20 protein-coding genes, 1 tRNA gene and 1 other RNA gene are annotated in these 20,956 nt (G+C 68.4%); 14 read left to right on the top strand and 8 right to left on the bottom strand.

Annotation, left to right across the window (positions count from 1 at the left end; all coding sequences use genetic code 11):
• The first annotated feature begins 206 nt into the window (after nucleotides 1–206).
• A tRNA-Gly gene (locus I9P22_RS12325) sits at nucleotides 207–280 on the top strand.
• An 88-nt stretch (nucleotides 281–368) separates the two neighbouring features.
• Here I9P22_RS12325 and I9P22_RS12320 read toward each other — a convergent pair.
• Both I9P22_RS12320 and I9P22_RS12315 read right to left on the bottom strand, forming a co-directional pair.
• A complete protein-coding gene (locus I9P22_RS12320) occupies nucleotides 369–1,172 on the bottom strand; it encodes a hypothetical protein (RefSeq protein WP_199259782.1) in 804 nt (267 codons plus the stop codon).
• Between the two features lie 378 nt (nucleotides 1,173–1,550).
• Nucleotides 1,551–1,973, bottom strand: coding sequence for a DUF1489 family protein (locus I9P22_RS12315; protein WP_199259780.1), 423 nt, complete (start codon nucleotides 1,971–1,973; stop codon nucleotides 1,551–1,553).
• 106 nt (nucleotides 1,974–2,079) lie between these two features.
• On the opposite strand from I9P22_RS12315, the gene I9P22_RS12310 reads away from it, so the two are divergent.
• Nucleotides 2,080–3,294, top strand: coding sequence for a multidrug effflux MFS transporter (locus I9P22_RS12310; protein ID WP_199259779.1), 1,215 nt, complete (start codon nucleotides 2,080–2,082; stop codon nucleotides 3,292–3,294).
• A 67-nt stretch (nucleotides 3,295–3,361) separates the two neighbouring features.
• Here I9P22_RS12310 and ssrA read toward each other — a convergent pair.
• The 6 genes from ssrA to I9P22_RS12280 all read right to left on the bottom strand — a co-directional run bounded on the left by ssrA (nucleotide 3,362) and on the right by I9P22_RS12280 (nucleotide 8,715).
• Nucleotides 3,362–3,717, bottom strand: a transfer-messenger RNA (tmRNA) gene (gene ssrA / locus I9P22_RS12305).
• Nucleotides 3,718–3,888: 171 nt separating this feature from the next.
• Nucleotides 3,889–4,941: an ABC transporter substrate-binding protein gene (locus tag I9P22_RS12300; RefSeq protein WP_199259777.1), complete on the bottom strand. Its 1,053-nt coding sequence runs from the start codon at nucleotides 4,939–4,941 to the stop codon at nucleotides 3,889–3,891.
• 72 nt (nucleotides 4,942–5,013) lie between these two features.
• Nucleotides 5,014–5,952, bottom strand: a complete 939-nt coding sequence (locus I9P22_RS12295) for a TPM domain-containing protein (protein ID WP_199259775.1) — start codon at nucleotides 5,950–5,952, stop codon at nucleotides 5,014–5,016.
• Between the two features lie 11 nt (nucleotides 5,953–5,963).
• Nucleotides 5,964–6,896 (bottom strand): polyphosphate kinase 2, encoded by a 933-nt coding sequence (ppk2, locus tag I9P22_RS12290; RefSeq protein ID WP_233253358.1) that lies wholly within the window; start codon nucleotides 6,894–6,896, stop codon nucleotides 5,964–5,966.
• Between the two features lie 2 nt (nucleotides 6,897–6,898).
• Nucleotides 6,899–7,825, bottom strand: a complete 927-nt coding sequence (locus I9P22_RS12285; protein ID WP_199259795.1) for a homoserine O-succinyltransferase — start codon at nucleotides 7,823–7,825, stop codon at nucleotides 6,899–6,901.
• Nucleotides 7,825–8,715 (bottom strand): ATPase, encoded by an 891-nt coding sequence (locus tag I9P22_RS12280; RefSeq protein WP_199259773.1) that lies wholly within the window; start codon nucleotides 8,713–8,715, stop codon nucleotides 7,825–7,827. Before I9P22_RS12280 ends, I9P22_RS12285 begins: the two co-directional genes overlap by 1 nt.
• Before the next feature lie 272 nt (nucleotides 8,716–8,987).
• On the opposite strand from I9P22_RS12280, the gene I9P22_RS12275 reads away from it, so the two are divergent.
• The 12 genes from I9P22_RS12275 to ftsZ all read left to right on the top strand — a co-directional run.
• Complete coding sequence (locus I9P22_RS12275) at nucleotides 8,988–9,968, top strand: TerC family protein (RefSeq protein WP_199259772.1); 981 nt, start codon at nucleotides 8,988–8,990, stop codon at nucleotides 9,966–9,968.
• A 213-nt stretch (nucleotides 9,969–10,181) separates the two neighbouring features.
• Nucleotides 10,182–11,351 carry a peptidoglycan glycosyltransferase FtsW gene (locus tag I9P22_RS12270; protein WP_199259770.1) on the top strand — a complete coding sequence of 390 codons (1,170 nt, stop codon included), beginning with the start codon at nucleotides 10,182–10,184 and terminating at the stop codon, nucleotides 11,349–11,351.
• Nucleotides 11,348–12,436, top strand: a complete 1,089-nt coding sequence (gene murG / locus I9P22_RS12265; protein WP_199259768.1) for an undecaprenyldiphospho-muramoylpentapeptide beta-N-acetylglucosaminyltransferase — start codon at nucleotides 11,348–11,350, stop codon at nucleotides 12,434–12,436. Before I9P22_RS12270 ends, murG begins: the two co-directional genes overlap by 4 nt.
• The gene (murC, locus tag I9P22_RS12260; protein WP_199259766.1) at nucleotides 12,433–13,860 is read left to right on the top strand and encodes a UDP-N-acetylmuramate--L-alanine ligase; all 1,428 of its coding nucleotides are present in this window, start codon (nucleotides 12,433–12,435) and stop codon (nucleotides 13,858–13,860) included. The genes murG and murC overlap by 4 nt, the downstream gene beginning before the upstream one ends.
• Complete coding sequence (locus tag I9P22_RS12255; protein WP_199259765.1) at nucleotides 13,857–14,132, top strand: DUF2484 family protein; 276 nt, start codon at nucleotides 13,857–13,859, stop codon at nucleotides 14,130–14,132. Before murC ends, I9P22_RS12255 begins: the two co-directional genes overlap by 4 nt.
• Nucleotides 14,133–14,141: 9 nt before the next feature.
• The gene (locus I9P22_RS12250) at nucleotides 14,142–14,507 is read left to right on the top strand and encodes a hypothetical protein (protein ID WP_199259764.1); all 366 of its coding nucleotides are present in this window, start codon (nucleotides 14,142–14,144) and stop codon (nucleotides 14,505–14,507) included.
• A gap of 52 nt (nucleotides 14,508–14,559) precedes the next feature.
• Complete coding sequence (locus tag I9P22_RS12245) at nucleotides 14,560–14,880, top strand: hypothetical protein (protein WP_199259762.1); 321 nt, start codon at nucleotides 14,560–14,562, stop codon at nucleotides 14,878–14,880.
• A gap of 401 nt (nucleotides 14,881–15,281) precedes the next feature.
• The gene (gene murB, locus I9P22_RS12240; RefSeq protein ID WP_199259793.1) at nucleotides 15,282–16,193 is read left to right on the top strand and encodes a UDP-N-acetylmuramate dehydrogenase; all 912 of its coding nucleotides are present in this window, start codon (nucleotides 15,282–15,284) and stop codon (nucleotides 16,191–16,193) included.
• Between the two features lie 118 nt (nucleotides 16,194–16,311).
• On the top strand, nucleotides 16,312–17,235 hold the full coding sequence (locus I9P22_RS12235) for a D-alanine--D-alanine ligase (protein WP_199259761.1): 924 nt from the start codon (nucleotides 16,312–16,314) through the stop codon (nucleotides 17,233–17,235).
• Complete coding sequence (locus I9P22_RS12230) at nucleotides 17,223–18,230, top strand: cell division protein FtsQ/DivIB (protein ID WP_199259760.1); 1,008 nt, start codon at nucleotides 17,223–17,225, stop codon at nucleotides 18,228–18,230. Before I9P22_RS12235 ends, I9P22_RS12230 begins: the two co-directional genes overlap by 13 nt.
• A 21-nt stretch (nucleotides 18,231–18,251) precedes the next feature.
• Nucleotides 18,252–19,586: a cell division protein FtsA gene (ftsA, locus tag I9P22_RS12225; protein ID WP_199259759.1), complete on the top strand. Its 1,335-nt coding sequence runs from the start codon at nucleotides 18,252–18,254 to the stop codon at nucleotides 19,584–19,586.
• A 218-nt stretch (nucleotides 19,587–19,804) separates the two neighbouring features.
• The coding region (gene ftsZ, locus I9P22_RS12220) for a cell division protein FtsZ (protein ID WP_199259758.1) at nucleotides 19,805–20,956 on the top strand (1,152 nt) is incomplete at its 3' end.

Below are 20,956 nucleotides of genomic sequence, written 5' to 3'. Positions count from 1 at the left end.
GGGCATTTGGGAAACGGTGAAAGACGGGCGGCGCCGCGCGGGCTTGCCCGGCCGCATGGGTATTTGGGGAACGAAGAAACCCCGGTGCCGCGACTTTCGCCTGTCCGGGAAGGACGAAGGCAGGGCTGGGCGGGACGGCGCGCGCGGGCTGCGGCGGATTTTGCGCTTGCAGCCTTGCGGGCAGAGCGATAATCAGGCCGGGCCTCGCGGGTGTAGCTCAATGGTAGAGCCGCAGCTTCCCAAGCTGAAGACGAGGGTTCGATTCCCTTCACCCGCTCCAATTTCAAGCGCGAGCGATTGTTCTTGCTTGGAAAATCTTCCCGGAGCATCTGCCATTTCCCTGCCGCAAGGCGCGGCAAGGCTCGGCTCTAGGCGATTTCTCCCTTGTCGAGGCCGGGATTCGGGGCCGTGATCCGCAAATGCGCGAGCCGATAGAGCATGGAAAGACTCCGGGATTTCTTCGCCTGGAGCTTTTTCATCAGGCTATTGTAGACTTTGCGCTCGCCATTCAGAACCGCCCGGACCACGGGAATCAGCATATGCTGATTGCGCAGCCAGGCGGGCATGAAATGGTTCCCCTGCGGCGCCACCCAATGGTCCAGATGAAAGGCCCTGAGGAAGCAGGGGATATGGAGCGGATCAGGCCCGTTCAGGCCGTGGAGAAGCATCCCGCCCTTGATCTTCCTTGATCCCTCCTTTGCGGTAGGAAAGCGCAGGCTGCCCGAGCTTTCGACCATCTCCTTGCGAACGCGCGGATCGCGAACAATGGCGGGGTCGGGCGACCAACGAGGAGCAAACGCCATCGTATGACGGACCGGGAGGATCGAAGCCCAGGAAATCGCCTCGAAAGCCTCGATAGAAAATTCCATGATATCAACGACCTCTGTTCCCTGCCGCGTCATTTCCGCGGCAATGATCGGGAAAATCCGTTCCACGCGCCGCGGCCGCGAATAATACCCGAAATCCTGTTCCAGGACGAACAATGTCTTGCGCCGCATGGCAGCCAGGGCATGGCGGAATTCCGGCGGGCGGCCTTTTGGCCCCCAGCTTCCGAAGCAAACCACCATGGGATCGGCTGTCGGGTTTGCCGGAACACCGCGCAGGATCGTCAGCTTTGGCTCATCCATGATGGCTTCGATGCTGAAGGCGTGAAAATCGTCTTGAGAGGTCATTGTAAACAGAGAGTTGCAGATCGGCGTTGATTGGAAAACCCGCCCGGATCGGCAGGAGCAAGCCTCCTGGACCCCAATCATCGGTGCAGTCAAGCAAGTTAACCCGCTGAAGCGCCGCCCGCGCCCCTTTGCCATGGGATGAAACTGTCCCGCCGCATCCGCTGCGCCTCGCAGGGCGCAGGATCATACGGAAAAATCCAGGCCAAAGCGAAAACGGGCAGGCCCCGAAAACGCCGGAAATCCGGGAGGCGCGCGCCGGGCTGCCCGGTCCGGGTTTGCGCCCTTTTTGCACCCCGGGCATCGGTGCCGTGTCGAGACAGCGGCTGCTGCGGTCGCGCCGCCTGCCCCCTTCCTCTTTCGACGGTTCCGGCGCGGGGCTCAGCGCAGGCCCATATCGGCCAGGGCGCGGGCGATCTCGGGCGGCAGGTTCGGCTCGGCCTCGCGTCCCTCCGGCAGGTCGGGCGGCGCATCCGCGACCGGCAGGTAGCGCCAGCCCTGGAAGGGCCGGCGCGGCACCGCCGCCACCCGCACCAGCCCGGGGTCGAGGATCAGGGCGCAGCGGCGGATGCCGTCCTCGCCGGTGACTTCCTGCAGGTCCAGGATGCGCTGGCGGGCCTGCATCACCCCCTTGAACACCCAGTAGATCGAGCCGCCGTTCAGCAGCTCGGCCTCGCGCTTGGGCCACATGCGGGTGACGTGCCGGGCCGGGCCGCCCTGGAAGCGATGCTGCTGCCAGGCGGCAAGCTCGGCCGGATCGTCGCAGCCGACGCAGAGTTTCATGAGATTCAGCGATGCGCCCATGCGCCAGATATAGCCCGGCTGTCGCCATGCGCAACCGGCCGGCCTTGAACCGCCGGCCTGGCAGGGTTAGGCCCCGGTGGCGAACAGCCGGAAATCACCATTCGACATGACCGATCCCATTGCCCGACCGCTCCGCAGGCAGCCCCTGCCGGAATTCATCGCGATGCTGGCGCTGATCTTCGCCGTCATCGCCTTCTCGATCGATTCGATGCTGCCGGCGCTGCCCCAGATCGCCGCCGCCCTGACCCCCGAGGACGTGAACCGCGCCCAGCTGGTGCTGACCGCCTTTGTCGGCGGCATGGGGCTGGGACTGCTGGTGGCGGGGCCGGTCTCGGATTCGCTGGGCCGCAAGCCGGTCATCGTCGCCGGTTTCGCGCTTTACGCCGCGGCGGCGGTGGCGGCGATCTTCGCCGATACGCTGGACCATCTTCTTGCCGCGCGTTTCGTGCAGGGGCTGGGGGCGGCGGCGCCGCGGATCGTGGCGCTGGCCATGGTGCGCGACCTTTACCAGGGGCGCGAGATGGCGCGGATCACCAGCTTCGTGATGATGATCTTCATCCTGGTGCCGGCGGTGGCACCGTCGATCGGCGCGGTGGTGATCCATTTCGTCGGTTGGCGCGGGGTGTTCGGATCCTTCGTGGTGCTGGCGCTGATCGGCAGCCTGTGGATGCACCTGCGCCGGCCCGAGACATTGCCGCCCGGGAAGCGCCAGCGGCTGAACCTGCGCAACCTGGCGACCTCGGCCGCCGAGGTGCTGGGCAACCGCCAGGTGCAGCTGGTGACGCTGGTGATGACGCTGGGCTTCGGGCAGATGTTCGCGCTGCTCAGCTCGGCCCAGCAGCTTTTCGTCGACACCTATGGCAAGGGCCAGGACTTCCCGCTGTGGTTCGCGGCCATGGCGCTGCTGTCGGGCAGCGGCACGGTGCTGAACGCGCGCTATGTCGTGCGGCTGGGGATGCGGCGGATCGTGGTGATGGCCTATCGCATGCAGGTGGTGGTTTCCGGTGCCATGACGCTGCTGGTCCTCGGCGACCTGCTGCCCGAGGCGCTGCGCTTCCCGGCCTTCTTCTTCTGGGCGGTCAGCGTGTTCTTCATGGCTGGCGTGACCTTCGGCAACCTGAACGCCATGGCGCTGCAGCGCATGGGGCATGTGGCCGGCATGGCGGCGTCGGTGATCGGGGCGGTCTCGACCTTCGGCGCGGTGCTGATCGCGGCGCCGGTCGGCCTGCTTTTCGACGGGACGGCGCGGCCCATCGTGCTGGCGACGCTGGCCTGCTCTGGCCTGGCCGCGCTGCTGATGCGCCGGGTGCACGAGGTCTGACGGAAGGCGCGCAGCCGCCGGGCGATTCCGGGTCGGTGGGGAGCGGCGTGCCGGGCGAAGGGGGGAAGGTGCAGGATTCTGTTGCCAGGCTCCTGCGGGCCCCGCCTTACGCTGCTAGGCGGAAGGGCTTGAGGTTTCGGTTACCCGAGCTGCTTACGCAGCCAGAGCGACCGGAGCACGGTTGTCGTTGGCAACTGTACATTTTGCACCGATGACGGTGGTAGCTCACCGAGACAAGGCAAACAGCTTTAGACGTTCGTCGATCCTGTTTCGGCCCCATGCGCCCCCAACGAGGGTTTGATGGTGGAGCCGCCGGGTACCGCCCCCGGGTCCGATCCGCTTATTACCTGCGCGTTTATGTCCATAGCCCGACTGACGCCGGACGGTGCGAATATAGGGCCGGCACTTGCGGCGCGCAAGAGAGGGGAACGCCGTTCGCCTCTTGTCCCGCTGCGCGGGCCGATTCACCCCTTGGCGTATCTGGGAAACGAAGAAGGCCGGGCAGCGCGTCCCGGCCTCCTTCGTTGTCCAGATAGCCATGCGGCCGCGCCACGGGCGCTGTGCCCGCCGGTCGGGCGGGGCGCCGGCAGGCGGTCAGAAACCGGCCTTGATCTTCTCGAACTCGGCCAGCTGCTTCTCGCGCTGCTCGGGGTCGTTCGGGGTCTGGGCCAGGATCGGGGCGTCGACGGGCGAGAGGCCCTCCTTCACCGCCGGCTCGTCCTTGATCGTCTCCATGGCCACGGTCGAGGTATGGCCGTAGCCGATGGTGTCCAGGAGGCCCTTGGCCGATTCCGGCGCCAGCCAGGCGTTGATGAAATCATAGGCCTTGTCCTCGCTGCCCGGGCCGTCCTTCAGGTTGATGAAGCCGCAGAAGAAGGTCGAGCTGCCCTCCTTGGGCGCGCGCTGGAAGCCGACCGGGAAGCCGTCGTTTTCCAGCAGCACCACGCCGTCGTTCCAGGACCAGGCCACGTCCACCGCGCCCGAGGCCATCAGCTGCGCCTGCTCGGCCGGGTCGGCCCAATAGGCGGCGACGTTCTGATGGGCCTGGCGCAGCCAGTCGGCGGCGGCCTTGAACTGCTCGTCCGTGACCTTGGTCCAGTCGGTGGTGCCGGTCGCCAGATAGGCCAGCGCCCAGACGTCGTCGGCCGAATCGGGCAGGCTGGTGCGGCCCTGGTATTTCGGGTCGATGAAGACGTTCAGGCTGGCCACGTCCTCGGCCGGCACGTTGTCCTTGTTATAGGCGATGGCGGTGGCGCCCCAGTCGGTCGGGATGTACCAGACCCCCTGGTCGTCCTTGAAGATCGGCGAGTTCAGGAATTTCGGGTCGATGCTCTCGAAGGCCGGGATCTTCGCGGTGTGCCAGGGCTCGATCAGCCCGGCATCGCGGTATTTCGACACCATCTGCGAGCAGGGATGCGCCACGTCCGCCTTGAAGCCCGAGGCGAGCTTCTGATAGGCCTCGTCGTCATCGCCGTAGAAGGCGAAGGTCGGGCTGTCGCCATGCTTGTCGAGATAGCCTTGGAAGATCACCGGCTCCTCGAATCCGGCCCAGTCGAAGACCGTGAGCTCGGGGTCGGCGGCATGGGCGGCAGTCAGGGCGGTGCTGGCCAGGGCGATCGCCAGGGCAGAGGAGCGCAGGAATGTCATGTCGGATCTTTCCTTGAGGGCGGACTGACCCGACGCTAGCCGGACCCGCATCGCCTCGCAAGCGTGGCATGACTACCAGCGGCCCGAGGCGCCGCCGCCCCGCGACGAGCCGCCGCCGAAGCCCGGGGAACCGCCCGAGCGGCCGCGGAAGCCGGGCCTGCGCTCGCTGCGCAGCACCGCGCCCGCGGGGTCGTACCAGACCGTCTGCGGCAAGGGCCGCGACCGGGTCCGGGACCAGCCGCAGCCGGGGCAGCGCCGGGTGACGGATTCGTGCGAGACCATGTGGCCGCCCTCGGGCAGCGGGGTCTGCAGCGGCTCGGTCCGGGTCTCCAGCCCGCGCCGCCCGCATTCCGGGCAGCGGTTGCGCCGCCAGACCTGCCGCGCCATGCCGCCGAGGATCGCGAGCCATGCGCCGCCGAAGATCCAGGGAAACAGCCGCTCCAGCCAGGAACCGCCCGGCCCGCCGACCGGCCGCCCCGCGGCCGTGGGCCGGGCGATGAGCGTGATCGCCGCCTCGGTGCCGTCGCGGATGCCCCGCGACATCTCGCCTTCGCGGAAGGCGGGCAGCATGCTGTTGCGCATGATCTCCTGCGCCAGGATGTCGGCGTCGTTCTCGTAGCCGCGGCCGAGCTCGATCCGCGCCTCGCGATCCCGGGCCAGCACCAGCACCATGAAACCGTCGTTGCGCGCGGCATCGCCGATGCCCCAATGGTTGAACAGCCGGGTGGCGAAGGGCTCCAGCCCGTCGCTTCCGCCGTGCTGCGCCCGGTCGGCCAGCGTGACCACGGCGCCCTCGATGCCGGTCTGCTCGCGCAGCGCGCTCAGCGCCGTGTCGAGAGCGCGGGCATCCTCGGGCGACAGCAGGCCGGCGAAATCGTTGATGCGGGGATGCTGCCAGTCCGGCAGGCCCTGCGCATGGGCCGGAAGCGCCAGCCACAGCAGGACGACAAGCCCCGGAACCCTTCGCAGGGAAGGGAAGCGGGGCAGGGTGGCGGCGGAGGGCGCGCGCATCCTGCCTCGCCTCAGCTCGGCAGGATTTCCGGGCCGCCGGTGATCTTCGGGTCGGGCTGGCCGATCACCGCGTCGTCGCGGCCGGCGAATTCGACCGCGCGCAGGATGGTCTGGATGGCGGCGATCCGCGCCCGCCTCTTGTCGTCGGCGCGAATCACCGTCCAGGGCGCGATGCCGGAATGGCTGCGCAGCAGCGTGTCCCGGATCGCCGCGCTGTATGCGTCCCATTTCGCCAGCCCCTCGACGTCGATGGGGCTCAGCTTCCATTGCTTCAGCGGGTCCTGCTCGCGGTCGAGGAAGCGGCTGAGCTGCTCGGCCCGGCCGACCTCGAGCCACAGTTTGACCAGGATCACCCCGTCATCGGCCAGCATGGTCTCGAACAGCGGCAGCTGGCGGAAGAAGGCCTCGCGCTGCGCCTCGGTGCAGAAGCCGAAGACCTTCTCGACCACGCCGCGATTGTACCAGCTGCGGTCGAAGAGCGCGATCTCGCCCCGCGCGGGCAGCCAGTCGACATAGCGCTGGAAATACCATTCGCCGGCCTCGCGCTCCTCGGGCTTGGGCAGGGCGACGATATAGGCCGAGCGCGGGTTCAGGTTCTCGCGCACCCGCTCGATGGTGCCGCCCTTGCCGGCGGCGTCGCGGCCCTCGAACAGCACCGCCATGCGCTTGCCGGTATGGATCACGTCGCGCATCAGCCGCACCAGCTGCAATTGCAGCCCGGCCATCTGCGCGTCGTAATCCTTGCCCTTCATCTCCTCGGCATAAGGGTAGGAGGGGTCCAGGATGCGGTCCCTGTCGGCCGCCTTCACCGCCTTGCGCAGGTCGTCGGGCGCCTGCTTCTCCAGATAGCGGGTGATGGCGCCGACGAAGGGCAGGTCGGGCAGCGCCTTGTCCTGCTGGTCCTCGCCGGTCCTTGCGCCGTTCTTTCCGCCGTTCTTTCCCATGTTCAGGCCTCGCCGATGCGGTTCAGGTCGAAGGGGGTGGTCTGGTAGATCTCGTTGATCCAGTTGCCATAGAGCAGATGCGCATGGCTGCGCCAGCGATTCGTCGGCAGGCGCGAGGGGTCGTCCTCGGGATAGTAGTTCACCGGCACGTTGATCGGCTTGCCCGAGATCACGTCGCGGTCGTATTCGTCCTTCAGCGTGGTGCTGTCATATTCGAAATGGTTGAAGACATAGAGCGCGCGGTGGCCGGCATCCTCGATCAGGCAGGGCCCGACCTGGTCCGAGGCGATCAGCGTCTTCAGCGCCGGGATGGCGTCCACCTCGGGCTGGCGCACCTCGGTCCAGCGGCTGACCGGCACCAGCACGTCGTCGGAAAAGCCGCGCAGATAGGGGCTGGAGGGCGCCAGGTTGCGGTGGCGGAAGCAGCCGAAGGCCTTGTGGTCCAGCAGGTGCTTTTCCAGCCCGTGGAAATGCCAGGCCATGGCCATGCCGCCCCAGCAGACGCCGAAGGTCGAATGCACATGGCTCTGCGTCCATGCGAAGACCCGGGTCAGCTCGTCCCAATAGGTCACCGCCTCGAAGGGCAGGTGCTCGATGGGCGCGCCGGTGATGATCAGCCCGTCGAACTTCTCGCCCGTGGCCTCGACCTCGCAGAAGCGGCGGTAGAAGCTTTCCATGTGGTCGGCGGCGGTGTTGCGGCTTTCGTGGTCCGACATGCGGATCAGCTGGAAGTCGATCTGCAGGGGCGTGGCGCCGATCAGCCGGGCGAACTGGTTCTCGGTCTGGATCTTCTTCGGCATCAGGTTCAGAAGCCCGATGCGCAGCGGCCGGATGTCCTGGGTCGCCGCCCGGCCCGGCGACATGACCATGACGCCCTCGCGCGACAGGATGTCGAAGGCGGGCAGGTCATTGGGCAGGGTAATGGGCATCATGCGTCCTTTCTGTCGGTCTTGGCTTCCGGGATCCGCCGGTCGATCGCCTGGCCGACCAGCCGGATCAGGTCGTCGGGGGTCCTGACCTGCGCCACCTCCTCGGCCAGCAGGGTCACGCCGCGCCGGGCCATGGCTTCGTAGCGCGGCTGGCGGTGGGCCAGCGCCCGGGCATAGGTCCAGCGGATGAAGTCGTCGGGATTGACCTCATCCTCGCTGAGGCCCTTCTCCACCCGGTAGTCGGTCCAGGCCCGGTCCAGGAAATCCGGCTGGTAATACATCGGCTTCGGCGCCCGGTCGAAGCGGCGCACCAGCTCCTCGGTATGTTCGGCCGAGCCCTTGATCCAGACCAGCAGCAGGTCACGTTCCAGCGCGTCCAGCACCGGGTCGCGTTCGGCGAAGGGATCCACTACTTCGCAGACCGAGCCGCCGGAATCGCAGACGAAATGCCCCAGGTTGTAGATCTCCTGCGCGCGGCGGATGAAATGGCCGGTATCCAGCAGCGCCGCGATCTCGGCCATGCGGTGCTGGTCCTGGCGGCGCATGTATTCGTCGAATTCCAGCCCGCCGCGGGTCACGCTGCCAGGCTTGCCGAGATAGGTGGACAGCGGCGCCAGGTTCTCGAAGGTGATGTTGCTGGCGATATAGACCGAATCCGACAGCAGCAGTTCGCGCAGGAACGGCACCTTCATCGCCTCGCGCTTGAAGTTGTCGGCGATCAGCTCGCCCATGTAGCGGGTGCCGATGCGGTAATCGACCGAATAATGGAACCATTCCCCCGAGCCGCGCAGCATCGAGGCGAGGAAGGTCTTGCCCAGCCCCGACATGCCGAAGAACAGCACGCGCTTCCTCGGGGCGGCCAGCCACTCGGCTTGGGTCTTGTAGAGCATGGGCCTTCCTTTTGCTGGGCTTGGCGATAGTTAGTCCCGCGCGGGGTCAAGGAAAAGGGGTGGCTGTCCCCGCCGATCGGCCCGCAGCCCGGAAAAGCGACCGGCCCGGACTTGCATCGCGGCCCCGAGCCCCTATCTGGTGCAGGCGGACCGGGCCCCTCTGACGACGCTTGTCGTGATGTCGGACCGCATCGAGCCCTGCTCGGTGCCAGCCCGGAACCCCTTTCCCGTCCAAGGCTTCGCACCGGCTTTCGTTCAACGTGGAGCCTGACATGGAACCTTTCTACCTGACCCTCTTTCTCGGCACGCCGATCTGGCTGTGGCTGGTCTTCGTCGGCCTGGTCGGCCTGCTTCTGGCCTTCGACCTCGGTGTGCTGAACCGTGGCGACAAGGAGATCGGCGTCGCCGAAAGCCTGAAGCTGTCGAGTTTCTACATCACGCTGGGCGTGCTGTTCGGCGGCTTCGTCTGGTATCAGCTGGGCAGCAATGCCGCCGCGGAATACATGACCGCCTTCGTGGTCGAAAAGACCCTGGCGATGGACAATGTCTTTGTCATTGCGCTGATCTTTACCACGCTGTCGATCCCGCGCCGCCATCAGCACCGGGTGCTGTTCTGGGGCATCCTGGGGGTGATCGTGCTGCGCGGCATCATGATCGGCGTCGGCGCCACGCTGGTCGCGCAATACGGCTGGATCCTTTATGTCTTCGCCGGCTTCCTGATCCTGACCGGCATCAAGATGCTGTTCATCGGCGACAAGGAGCATGACATGGGTTCCAACCCGGTCCTGAAGTTCCTGCGCCGCCGCATGCCGCTGACCGAAGGGCTGCACGGCCATGCCTTCGTCGTGAAGCGGCCCGACCCCGCGACCGGCCGCATCCGCCGCTATGCCACGCCGCTGCTGCTGGCGCTGGCGATGATCGAGATCGCCGACGTGATCTTCGCCGTCGATTCGGTGCCGGCGGTCTTTGCCATCACCACCGACCCCTATATCGTCTACACCTCGAACATCTTCGCCATCCTGGGCCTGCGGGCGCTGTTCTTCGCGCTGGCGGCGATCATCCACCGCTTCGAATATCTCAAGCAGGCGCTGGCGGTGCTCTTGATCTTCATTGGCTCCAAGGTGTTCCTGGCCGACCTGATGGGACTGGCGAAATTCCCGCCGGCCCTGTCGCTGGGCATCACCTTCGCGATCCTCGGCGCCGGCGTCGGCTGGTCGCTGTGGCGCACCCGCAAGGACGCCGCGCGGGTCTGAGAGCCGGACCTGCGGCGCCGCGCCGGGCCGCGCGGTTGCCGTCGGGTATTTGGCAAACGGAAAGATGCGGCCGCGGCGCCGGATCCGGGCTGCCGCGGCGTCGCGCAATCCGCAGTAGCGCGCCGGGGGCAATCGCGCTATGCTGCCGCCCAGACCCGGCAAACGGGCCCCCGGAAACGGGCAATGCAAACGAGGCAGTGACGGCGGTAACCCATGACCGAGATGGTCTTTGGCACCACGCCCGTGCGGGCTGGTGATCCGATTCTTCCCCGCTGGTGGCGCACCCTGGACCGCTGGTCCCTGGCCTGCGTCCTGGGGTTGTTCGCGGTCGGGCTTCTTCTGGGACTGGCGGCCTCGGTGCCGCTGGCCGAAAAGAACGGCCTGCCGCAATTCTACTATGTCACCCGCCAGGCGGTCTTCGGCGCCATGGCGCTGGCGATCATGCTGGTGATCTCGACCTTCTCGCCGCGGCAGGTGCGGCGGATCGGGGTGCTGGGCTTCCTGGTGGCGCTGCTGGTGCTGTTCGCGCTGCCGGTCATCGGCACCGATTTCGGCAAGGGCGCGGTGCGCTGGCTGCGGCTGCCCGGCGGCATGTCGGTGCAGCCCTCGGAATTCCTCAAGCCCTGCTTCGTCGCCATCTGCGCCTGGTTCATGGCCGCGAGCCAGGAGGTCGGCGGCCCGCCCGGCAAGTCGCTGTCCTTCGGCCTGGCCGTGGTGGTGGTGCTGCTTCTGGCCATGCAGCCCGATTTCGGCCAGGCCTCGCTGGTGCTGTTTTCCTGGTGCGTGATGTATTTCATCGCCGGGGCGCCGCTTTACCTTCTGGGGGGGGTGATGGGGCTGGCCTGCGTCGGCGGCGTCTTCGCCTATGGCGCCTCGGAACATTTCGCCCGCCGCATCAACGGATTCCTGGCTGCAGAGGTCGATCCGCGCACCCAGCTCGGCTATGCCACCAACGCCATCCAGGAGGGCGGATTCTTCGGCGTCGGCGTCGGCGAGGGCACGGTCAAGTGGTCGCTGCCCGACGCCCATACCGATTTCATCATCGCCGTCGCGGCCGAGGAATACGGGCTGATCCTGGTGCTGATCATCATCGCGCTTTACACCACCATCGTCATCCGCTCGCTTCTGCGCCTGCAGGACGAGCGCGACCCCTTCGCCCGCATCGCCGGCACCGGGCTGGCCTGCGCCTTCGGGGTGCAGGCGCTGATCAACATGGGCGTGGCGGTGCGGCTCTTGCCGGCCAAGGGCATGACGCTGCCCTTCGTCAGCTATGGCGGCAGTTCGGTCATCGCCTCGGGCATCGCCATGGGCATGCTGCTGGCGCTGACCCGGGCACGGCCGCAGGGCCGGCTGGGCGACCTGCTGGGCCGGGGCCGGGGATGAGCGCGGCCCCGCTCTGCCTGATCGCCGCCGGTGGCACCGGCGGCCACATGTTTCCGGCGCAATCGCTGGCCGAGGTGCTGCTGGCGCAGGGCTGGCGGGTCAGGCTGTCGACCGACGAGCGCGGCGCCCGCTATGCCGGCGCCTTCCCGGCCGAGGTTGCGCGCGAGGTGGTCAGTTCGGCCACCACCGCCCGCGGCGGTGCGCTGGCGAAACTTGCCGTGCCGTTCCGCATCGGCGCCGGCGTGCTTGCGGCCATGCGCCGGATGCGCGCCGACCGCCCGGCCGTGGTGGTGGGCTTCGGCGGCTATCCGACCATCCCCGCCATGGCGGCGGCGCTGGCGCTGAAGATCCCGCGCATGATCCACGAGCAGAACGGCATCATGGGCCGGGTGAACAGGGCCTTCGCCCGCCGGGTGGATCGCGTCGCCTGCGGCACTTGGCCGACCGTGCTGCCGCCGGGGGTGCAGGGCATCCATACCGGCAACCCGGTGCGGCAGGCGGTGCTGGACCAGGCCGCCGCGCCCTATCTCCCGCCGGGGCAGGGGCCGCTGAACCTGCTGGTCATCGGCGGCAGCCAGGGCGCCCGCGTGCTTTCGGACCGGGTGCCCGAGGCCATCGCCGGCCTGCCCGAGGCGCTGCGCGCCCGCCTGTCGGTCAGCCACCAGGCCCGAGCCGAGGACGGCGAGCGCGTCACCGCCGCCTATGCCGCGGCCGGCATCGCCGCCACGGTGCGGCCCTTCTTCGACGATGTGCCGCAGCGGCTGGCGCAGGCGCAGCTGGTGGTCAGCCGGGCCGGGGCCTCCTCGATCGCCGACATCACCGTGATCGGCCGTCCGGCCATCCTGATCCCCTATGCCGCCGCCACCGGCGACCACCAGACCGCGAACGCCCGGGCCCTTGCGGAAACCGGCGCGGCGATCCTTTTGCCCGAATCCGTGCTTGACGCCGAGAGCCTCAGGCGCGACATGCGGGACATCCTTTCCGACAGCGCCCGCGCCACCGCCATGGCAGCCGCGGCGCTTTCGCTGGGTCGCCCCGATGCGGCGCAGCGCCTTGCAGATCTAGTGACGGACCTGACCCGATGAATGCAGCGACCAAACTCCCGGGCGAACTGGGCCCCATCCATTTCGTCGGCATCGGCGGCATCGGCATGTCCGGCATCGCCGAGGTGCTGATGACGCTGGGCTACCAGGTGCAGGGCTCGGACGCGAAACGCTCGAAGATCACCGACCGGCTGGAAAGCCTGGGCGTCACCGTCTTCGAGGGCCAGCGCGCCGAGAATATCGGCGAGGCGGGCGTGGTGGTGATCTCGACCGCGATCAAGAAGGGCAACCCCGAGCTCGAGGAGGCGCGCCGCCGCGGCCTGCCCGTGGTGCGCCGTGCCGAGATGCTGGCCGAGCTGATGCGGCTGAAATCCAACGTCGCCATCGCCGGCACCCATGGCAAGACCACCACCACCACCATGGTCGCGACGCTGCTGGACGCCGGCGGCTTCGATCCGACCGTCATCAACGGCGGCGTGATCCACGCCTATGGCTCGAACGCCCGCGCCGGCGCCGGCGAATGGATGGTGGTCGAGGCCGATGAATCGGATGGCAGCTTCAACCGCCTGCCGGCGACCATCGCCATCGTCACCAATATCGATCCCGAGCATATGGAGCATTGGGGCAGCTTCGACGCGCTGCGCAAGGGCTTCCAGGATTTCGTCTCGAACATCCCCTTCTACGGCCTCGCCGTCTGCTGCACCGACCACCCCGAGGTGCAGGCGCTGGTCGGCCGGCTGACCGACCGCCGCGTGGCCACCTTCGGCTTCAACGCCCAGGCCGATGTGCGGGCGATGAACCTGCGCTATGAAAACGGCGTGGCGCATTTCGACATCGCGCTGCAGGGCGAAGCCGCGCTCAACGATGGCGAGATCCCGATGATCGAGGGCTGCACCCTGCCGATGCCCGGCGACCACAATGTCAGCAATGCGCTGGCCGCCGTCGCCGTCGCCCGCCACCTGGGCATGAAGCGGCGCGAGATCCGCGAGGCGCTGGCCAAGTTCGGCGGCGTCGGCCGCCGCTTCACCCGCGTGGGCGAGGTGGGGGGCGTCACCATCATCGACGATTACGGCCACCACCCGGTCGAGATCGCCGCCGTCCTCAAGGCCGCGAGACAGGCCACGAAAGGCCGGGTCATCGCCGTGCACCAGCCGCATCGCTACACCCGGCTGTCGAGCCTCTTCGACGATTTCTGCACCTGCTTCAACGAGGCCGACGTGGTCGGCATCGCCGAGGTCTATTCGGCGGGCGAGGAGCCGATCCCCGGTGCCTCGCGCGACGACCTGGTCGCCGGGCTGATCGCCCATGGCCATCGCCACGCCCGGGCGGTGATCGACGAATCCGACCTGGCGCGGCTGGTGCGCGAACAGGCGCGGCCGGGCGACATGGTGGTCTGCCTCGGTGCCGGCACCATCTCGACCTGGGCCAACAACCTGCCGGAACGGCTGACGGAGAAGGCCGCGTGATCGCGCTGATCGCCCATCCCGTCGCCGCGGCGCTCTGCGCGCTGCTCTGGGGCGTCGCGGCCTGCCTGCTGCCCTTTGTCCGGCTGCGCTGGCGCCATGCGGCGCTTTGGGTGCTGGTGCTCTGCGGCGTGCCGGTGCTGGGCTGGCTGACTTATCTCTGCGGGCCGGGCTTCGGGGTGCTGTTCCTGGCGCTCGGCCTGTCGCTGCTGGTCTGGCCGCCCCTCGAGGCACTGCGCCGCCGCCGCGCCCCCCTGCGCCGCGGCCTGCACTGACCGGACGGCATGGAACTGGTCTGGCTGATCGTCGCCGTCACGGTGATCCTGACCGCCACGATCGGGGCTCTGCGCGCCGCGGCCCGTTCCCTCGCCCCGCTTGCCCTGCAACTGGCGCTGCTGCTGGGCGCGGCCGGTCTGTGCTACCTGATCAGCGGCACCAGGACGGGCGGCTACCTGGCCGGAATCATTGGTGCGCTCCTCTGCCTGCTGATGCTGATCGCCGCCGGCGGTCTGGCGCTTGGCGCGGCCGGGCGCTGGCTTTACGGCCGGCTGTCCGGCGCATCCGTCCGGCCCGCGCCGGGCTTCGCCTGGGACTGCTGGCTGCTGGGCGCGTTCGCGGCGCTGGCGGTGCTGCTCAGCGCGCTGGAATAGGCGCCGTCCTCGGCGCCGGCAGGGCTGTGCCCTTCGGATTTCCAGAAGCGGATTGGCGGGACTCGTCCCGGAGCGATGCGGCAAGACCGGCTGCAAGGCGTTGATCCGTTCGCCGTCCCTGTGCTTTTCATGGAATGCGTTCAACGCGCGCTTTCGCGCCTCCTTGTCCTTGTCGAGCCTGGATGCTTCCCGCCGCGCCAACAGGATCCCGGCAGCTCCAGGCGCCAATCCTGCAATCGGCAGGATGAACTCTTGCAAGACAGGCTCCCTCCAGCGCCTTTCCAGCGGCTTTCCGTCAAGGATGGCGGGCGATTGCTTCACCGTGCTGTTCACGCGGTCGATCAGCGATCTGATCCTGGCCGCATCGTCCTGATGACCGCATTCTTCCTTGGCCAAGCGTCGCTGAAAGCGCGTGGGTTTCGCCGTGAGCCGGAAAGAGCACGGCGCGGCGGCAAGAAAAGCGGTTTCCACGCCAAAGTTGAAATGCGCGGCCCGGATGCCAAGGGTTTCCTCGGCCGGTCGTTGACCGTGCACGGACGCGCCTCCGGCAAGGCGCGCTGGAACAGCGCATCCTCTCCCCGCAGCCCCGGCAGGGCCTGTCGCCGGTGCACGCCCTGTGTACGCGCGGTGCACACGGGCTGCACGCCGGTCACGACGAAAAACCCGGCATTTGCTGGCAAATCCCCGCCCGGGCGGGGCATCGGCATCCGCCCGGCAACGCGCGCCGCATTGACGCCCCGCGCAACGCCGATTAACCAGCCGGCCATGACCCGGATGCTTCCTGCGCCGCGCGGCGCCCTGACCCCGAACCGGCCCTTGGCCGAGCTGACCTGGCTGCGCGTCGGCGGCCCGGCCGACTGGCTGTTCCAGCCCGCGGACGAGGCCGATCTGGCCGAGTTTCTCGCCACGCTCGACCCGGCCGTGCCGGTCTTTCCCATGGGCGTCGGCTCGAACCTGATCGTGCGCGACGGCGGCATCCGCGGCGTGGTGATCCGCCTGGGTCGCGGCTTCAATGCCATTGAAATCGCAGGGGAAACCGTTACCGCCGGCGCTGCCGCCCTCGACGCCCACGTCGCACGCAAGGCGGCCGAGGCCGGGCGCGACCTGACCTTCCTGCGCACCATTCCCGGCAGCATCGGCGGCGCCGTGCGCATGAATGCCGGCTGCTACGGCACCTATGTCGCAGACCATCTGGTCGCGGTGCGCATCGTCACCCGCCGGGGCGAGATCGCCGAGCTGCCCGCCGCCGACCTGCACCTGGCCTATCGCCATTCCGAGATCCCCGAGGGCGCGGTGGTGACCCGGGCGACCTTCCGCGCCCCGGCCGGGGAACCAACTGAACTTGCTGAGAAAATGCAGGATCAGCTCGCCCGGCGCGATGCCAGCCAGCCGACCCGCGACCGCTCGGCCGGCTCGACCTTCCGCAACCCGGCCGGCTATTCCTCGACCGGCCACGCCGATGACAGCCACGAGCTGAAGGCCTGGAGCCTGATCGACGCCGCCGGCCTGCGCGGCCATCGGCTGGGCGGGGCGCAAATGTCTGAAAAGCATCCGAATTTCCTGCTCAACGCCGATGGCGCCACCGCCGCCGAGCTCGAGGCGCTCGGAGAGCTGGTGCGCGACCGGGTACGGCAGTCCAGCGGTCACGACCTGCAATGGGAAGTGATCCGCGTCGGTGAGCCGTAACCCGCCGTTATCCCCGGAAATCTCGCCCGAAACGCGAAAAGGGACTTTTGCGATTCCGCCTTAGCCGCTATCCTGCCGCAATAAATTCCCGGATCAACCGGGGCATGAGGCAGAAAAATTGGCGGGCAGGTCGAGCAGGACAGCCCCGAAAGTCGTCGTCCTGATGGGCGGCCCCTCGGCCGAGCGCGAGGTGTCGCTGTCTTCCGGGCGGGAATGCGCGAAGGCGCTGCGGCAGGCGGGCTATGACGTCGTCGAATTGGACGCGGGCAGGGATCTGCCCGCGCGTCTGGCCGAGCACGCGCCGGACGTGGTCTTCAACGCGCTGCACGGCCGTTGGGGCGAGGACGGCTGCGTCCAGGGCCTGATGGAATGGCTGGGCATCCGCTATACCCATTCCGGCGTGCTGGCCTCGGCGCTTGCCATGGACAAGTCCCGGGCGAAACAGGCCTTTCGCGAGGCGGGCATTCCCGTGGTGGACAGCGTCATCGCCGATGCCGAGGAGGTGCGCGCCCGCCATGTCCTGCCGCCCCCCTATGTCGTCAAGCCCAATGACGAGGGCTCCTCGGTCGGGGTCTATATCGTCCACGAGGCCGCCAACGCCCCGCCGCAGCTCTCGGACGCCATGCCGGCGCGCGTCATGGTCGAGACCTATGCCCCGGGCCGCGAGCTGACCGTGGCGGTGCTGGGCGACCGTGCCCTGGGCGTGACCGAGATCATCTCCGAGGGCTGGTACGACTACGACGCGAAATACAAGCCCGGCGGCTCGCGCCACGTCATCCCGGCCGGGATTCCCGGGGAAATCGCGGCCGCTTGCCGCGACCTCGCGGTGCGCGCGCATCAGGCGCTGGGGTGCCGCGGCCTGAGCCGCAGCGATTTCCGCTGGGACGATGCGCGCGGCCTGGACGGGCTGGTGATCCTGGAAGTGAACACCCAGCCCGGCATGACGCCCACCTCGCTGGCGCCCGAGCAGGCGGCACATGTCGGTATGGATTTCCCGGCGCTCTGCCGCTGGATCGTCGAGGAGGCGCTATGCAGGGACTGAACCCCTTCCAGCGCGGGCAGGGCGACGGCGGCCGGCCGGCGCCGGTGCGTCATGTGCCTTCGCGTCCCGCGCCGCAGCCGCAGCGCCCGGTGCGCAAGGACCCGGCGCCCTCGCGCCTGGCCTATCGGCTGAACCGGATGATGCTGCGGCCGCTGGTGCGGCGGCTGGTGCATGTCGGCCTGCCGGCCTTCCTGGCGGCGCTGGTGGCAGGGATCTGGCTGTCGGACGACACCCGCCGCGCCAATCTGACCGGCGGTCTCGACGCCATCGTGGACCGCATCCAGCACCGCGAGGCCTTCATGGTCAAGATGATGACCATTGAGGGCGCCTCGCCCGTGGTGGACAAGGGGTTGCGCGCCATGCTGCCCGTCGACCTGCCGGCCTCGAGCTTCGAGATCGACCTGGAAAAGCTGCGCGAGCGGGTGCTCAAGCTCGACGCGGTCGAGGCGGTGGACCTGCGCATCAAGCCCGGCGGCATCCTGTCGGCGGTGGTGACCGAGCGGGTGCCGGCGGTGCTGTGGCGCCATGCGCGCGGCATCGAGATCCTGGACAAGACCGGGCATCGCGTCGCCTCGGTCACGGCGCGCGACATCCGCAGCGACCTGCCGATCATCTCGGGCGAGGGCGCCGACCGCGCCGCCGCCGAGGCGCTGGCGCTGATCGACGCGGCCGGGCCGATCCTGCCCCGCCTGCGCGGGCTGGAGCGCATGGGCGAGCGGCGCTGGGACGTGGTGCTGGACCGCGGCCAGCGTATCAAGCTGCCCGAGACCGGGGCGCTGCAGGCGCTGGAGCGGGCCATCGCGCTGGACCGCGCCCAGCACATGCTCGAGCGCGACATCACCGTCGTGGACCTGCGCAAGCAGCAGCGGCCGGTGGTGCGGCTGGGGCTCGATGCGCAGAACGCCATCCGCCGCGCCCGCGGCCAGCCCGAATTGGGTCCGGACGGCCAGCCCATCGCGGCCAAGGCGACAAACGGCAGGAAGAAGAGCGGATAACAGCTTGGAGAGGCAGGAAAGATGAAGGATCTCTACGAGGTGCAGCGGGCGATGCGCAACATGCGCCGCCAGGCCATGCAGCGCGGCGTCATCGCGGTTCTGGATATCGGCACCTCGAAGATCGCCTGCCTGGTGCTGCAATTCGACGGCCCCAGCCAGTTCCGCGAGACGGACGGCGTCGGCCCCATGGCCGGCCAGTCGAATTTCCGCGTCATCGGCACCGCCACCACCCGCTCGCGCGGGATGCGCTATGGCGAGATCGAGACCATGGCCGAGACCGAGCGCGCCATCCGCACGGTGATCCAGTCGGCGCAGAAGGTTGCCGGCGTGCGCGTCGATCACGTCATCGCCTGCATCTCGGGCGCGCGCCCGGCCAGCTATGGCCTGGCCGGAGAGATCGCCCTGCCCGCCGGCAAGGTGACCGAGGGCGACGTGGCCCGGGTGCTGGCCTCTTGCGACGTGCCGGATTTCGGCCGCGGGCGCGAGGTGCTGCACGCCCAGCCGGTGAACTTCGCGCTGGACGGCCGCTCGGGCCTGTCGGATCCGCGCGACCAGTCCGGCAGCCGGCTGGCCTGCGACATGCACGTCCTGACCATCGACGGCGACGCCGCCGGCAATCTCGAACATTGCATCCGCCGCTGCGACATGGAACTGGCGGGCGTGGCCTCGGCCTCCTACGCCTCGGGCCTGGCGGCGCTGGTCGAGGACGAGCAGGAGCTGGGCGCCGCCTGCATCGACCTGGGCGGCGGCACGACCGGCGTGTCGGTCTTCATCAAGAAGCACATGATCTTCGCCGATGCGGTTCGTGTCGGCGGGGAACTGATCACCCAGGATATCGCCAAGGGCCTGCGCGTCAGCCATGCCGTGGCCGAGCGGCTGAAGACCCTGCATGGCGGTCTGGAGGCCACCGGCCGCGACGACCGCGAGATGATCGAGCTTGGGGGCGAGACCGGCGATTGGGAGACCGACCGCCGCAGCGTCAGCCGCGCCGACCTGATCGGCATCATGCGGCCGCGGGTCGAGGAGATCCTGGAAAACGTCGCCGGCATTCTCGACGCGGCGGGCTTCGATTCGATGCCCTCGCGCCAGATCGTGCTGACCGGCGGCGGCAGCCAGATCCCGGGGCTGGACGTGCTGGCCTCGCGCATGCTGGGGCAGAACGTGCGCATCGGCCGGCCGCTGCGCATCCAGGGCCTGCCGCATAACGCCACCGCGCCGGGCTTTTCCTCGGCCATCGGGCTGGCGCTGCTGACGGCGCATCCGCAGGACGAATGGTGGGATTTCGACATGCCCGCCGAACATTACCCGGCGCGCAGCCTGCGCCGGGCCTATCGCTGGTTCCGCAACAACTGGTAGGCCAGCGAAATCCGGATGCGGTGGTGCGGGCGGGGGTCCACACCACATGCTGGAGAATGGGCAAGATACCGCCGAAAACACCCCGTCCAACCGCCATATTTGGTGGTTCGACCGTGTTTTTCGGGTGACGCTGGGGCCGAATCTGGCTAGGCTGGCCAGCATACGGGGATTCGACCGGACTGCGCACATGTCCGGCGCAAACATAAGGCAGGCGAGACATGGAACGGCAGATCCACCTGATGCTCAACGATGACCAGGAACTCAAGCCGCGCATCACCGTCTTCGGCGTCGGCGGTGCGGGCGGCAACGCGGTCAACAACATGATCGACAAGCAGCTGGAGGGCGTCGAGTTCGTCGTGGCGAACACCGATGCCCAGGCGCTGCAATCCTCCAAGGCCGAAAGCCGCATCCAGATCGGTCCCAAGGTGACCGAGGGGCTGGGCGCCGGCGCCAAGCCCTCGATCGGCGCCAAGGCCGCCGAGGAGACCATCGAGGATATCGTCGATCACCTGATGGGCGCGCATATGTGCTTCATCACCGCCGGCATGGGCGGCGGCACCGGCACCGGCGCTGCCCCGATCATCGCCCAGGCCGCGCGCGAGATGGGCATCCTGACCGTCGGCGTGGTGACCAAGCCCTTCCAGTTCGAGGGCACCAAGCGCATGCGCCAGGCCGAGGAGGGCGTCGAGGCCCTGCAGAAGGTCGTGGACACGCTGATCATCATCCCGAACCAGAACCTGTTCCGGCTGGCGAACGAAAAGACCACCTTCACCGAAGCCTTCGCCATGGCCGACGACGTGCTCTACCAGGGCGTCAAGGGCGTGACCGACCTGATGGTGCGGCCGGGCCTGATCAACCTGGACTTCGCCGACGTGCGCGCGGTGATGGATGAGATGGGCAAGGCGATGATGGGCACCGGCGAGGCCTCGGGCGAGAACCGCGCCGTGCAGGCGGCCGAGAAGGCCATCGCCAACCCGCTGCTGGACGAAATCAGCCTGAACGGCGCCAAGGGCGTGCTGATCAACATCACCGGCGGCTACGACCTGACCCTGTTCGAGATGGACGAGGCGGCCGAGAAGATCCGCGAAAAGGTCGATGCCGATGCCAACATCATCGTCGGCTCGACCCTGGACCCGTCCATGGAAGGCACGATCCGCGTCTCGGTCGTCGCGACCGGCATCGACGCCTCGGCCGCCGAGATTCCGGCGCCGCGCCGCGGCATGAAGGAGCCGCTGACCCAGAACCCGGCCGTTGCGCACAAGGCGGTCGAGGAAGACCTGCCGCCGCCGCGCCGAGTCGCCCCGGCCGTCGCCCCCGCAGCCGAGGCCGCGCCTCAGCACGCCGCCGCGCCCCAGCCGATGGCCGCGCCG

Origin of the sequence: Paracoccus binzhouensis (assembly GCF_016446475.1) — a bacterium.
Taxonomy (GTDB): domain Bacteria; phylum Pseudomonadota; class Alphaproteobacteria; order Rhodobacterales; family Rhodobacteraceae; genus Paracoccus; species Paracoccus binzhouensis.
This window is presented reverse-complemented; position numbering and strand designations above follow the sequence as displayed.

Coding starts and splice junctions, on each gene's coding strand:
- I9P22_RS12320 (WP_199259782.1), bottom strand. CDS start 1,172: ATGACCTCTCAAGACGATTTTCACGCCTTCAGCATCGAAGCCATCATG.
- I9P22_RS12280 (WP_199259773.1), bottom strand. CDS start 8,715: ATGCTCTACAAGACCCAAGCCGAGTGGCTGGCCGCCCCGAGGAAGCGC.
- murB (WP_199259793.1), top strand. CDS start 15,282: ATGCTTCCTGCGCCGCGCGGCGCCCTGACCCCGAACCGGCCCTTGGCC.
- I9P22_RS12270 (WP_199259770.1), top strand. CDS start 10,182: ATGACCGAGATGGTCTTTGGCACCACGCCCGTGCGGGCTGGTGATCCG.
- I9P22_RS12285 (WP_199259795.1), bottom strand. CDS start 7,825: ATGCCCATTACCCTGCCCAATGACCTGCCCGCCTTCGACATCCTGTCG.
- ftsA (WP_199259759.1), top strand. CDS start 18,252: ATGAAGGATCTCTACGAGGTGCAGCGGGCGATGCGCAACATGCGCCGC.
- I9P22_RS12275 (WP_199259772.1), top strand. CDS start 8,988: ATGGAACCTTTCTACCTGACCCTCTTTCTCGGCACGCCGATCTGGCTG.
- I9P22_RS12250 (WP_199259764.1), top strand. CDS start 14,142: ATGGAACTGGTCTGGCTGATCGTCGCCGTCACGGTGATCCTGACCGCC.
- I9P22_RS12295 (WP_199259775.1), bottom strand. CDS start 5,952: ATGCGCGCGCCCTCCGCCGCCACCCTGCCCCGCTTCCCTTCCCTGCGA.
- I9P22_RS12315 (WP_199259780.1), bottom strand. CDS start 1,973: ATGGGCGCATCGCTGAATCTCATGAAACTCTGCGTCGGCTGCGACGAT.
- I9P22_RS12300 (WP_199259777.1), bottom strand. CDS start 4,941: ATGACATTCCTGCGCTCCTCTGCCCTGGCGATCGCCCTGGCCAGCACC.
- murC (WP_199259766.1), top strand. CDS start 12,433: ATGAATGCAGCGACCAAACTCCCGGGCGAACTGGGCCCCATCCATTTC.
- ppk2 (WP_233253358.1), bottom strand. CDS start 6,896: ATGGGAAAGAACGGCGGAAAGAACGGCGCAAGGACCGGCGAGGACCAG.
- murG (WP_199259768.1), top strand. CDS start 11,348: ATGAGCGCGGCCCCGCTCTGCCTGATCGCCGCCGGTGGCACCGGCGGC.
- I9P22_RS12230 (WP_199259760.1), top strand. CDS start 17,223: ATGCAGGGACTGAACCCCTTCCAGCGCGGGCAGGGCGACGGCGGCCGG.
- I9P22_RS12310 (WP_199259779.1), top strand. CDS start 2,080: ATGACCGATCCCATTGCCCGACCGCTCCGCAGGCAGCCCCTGCCGGAA.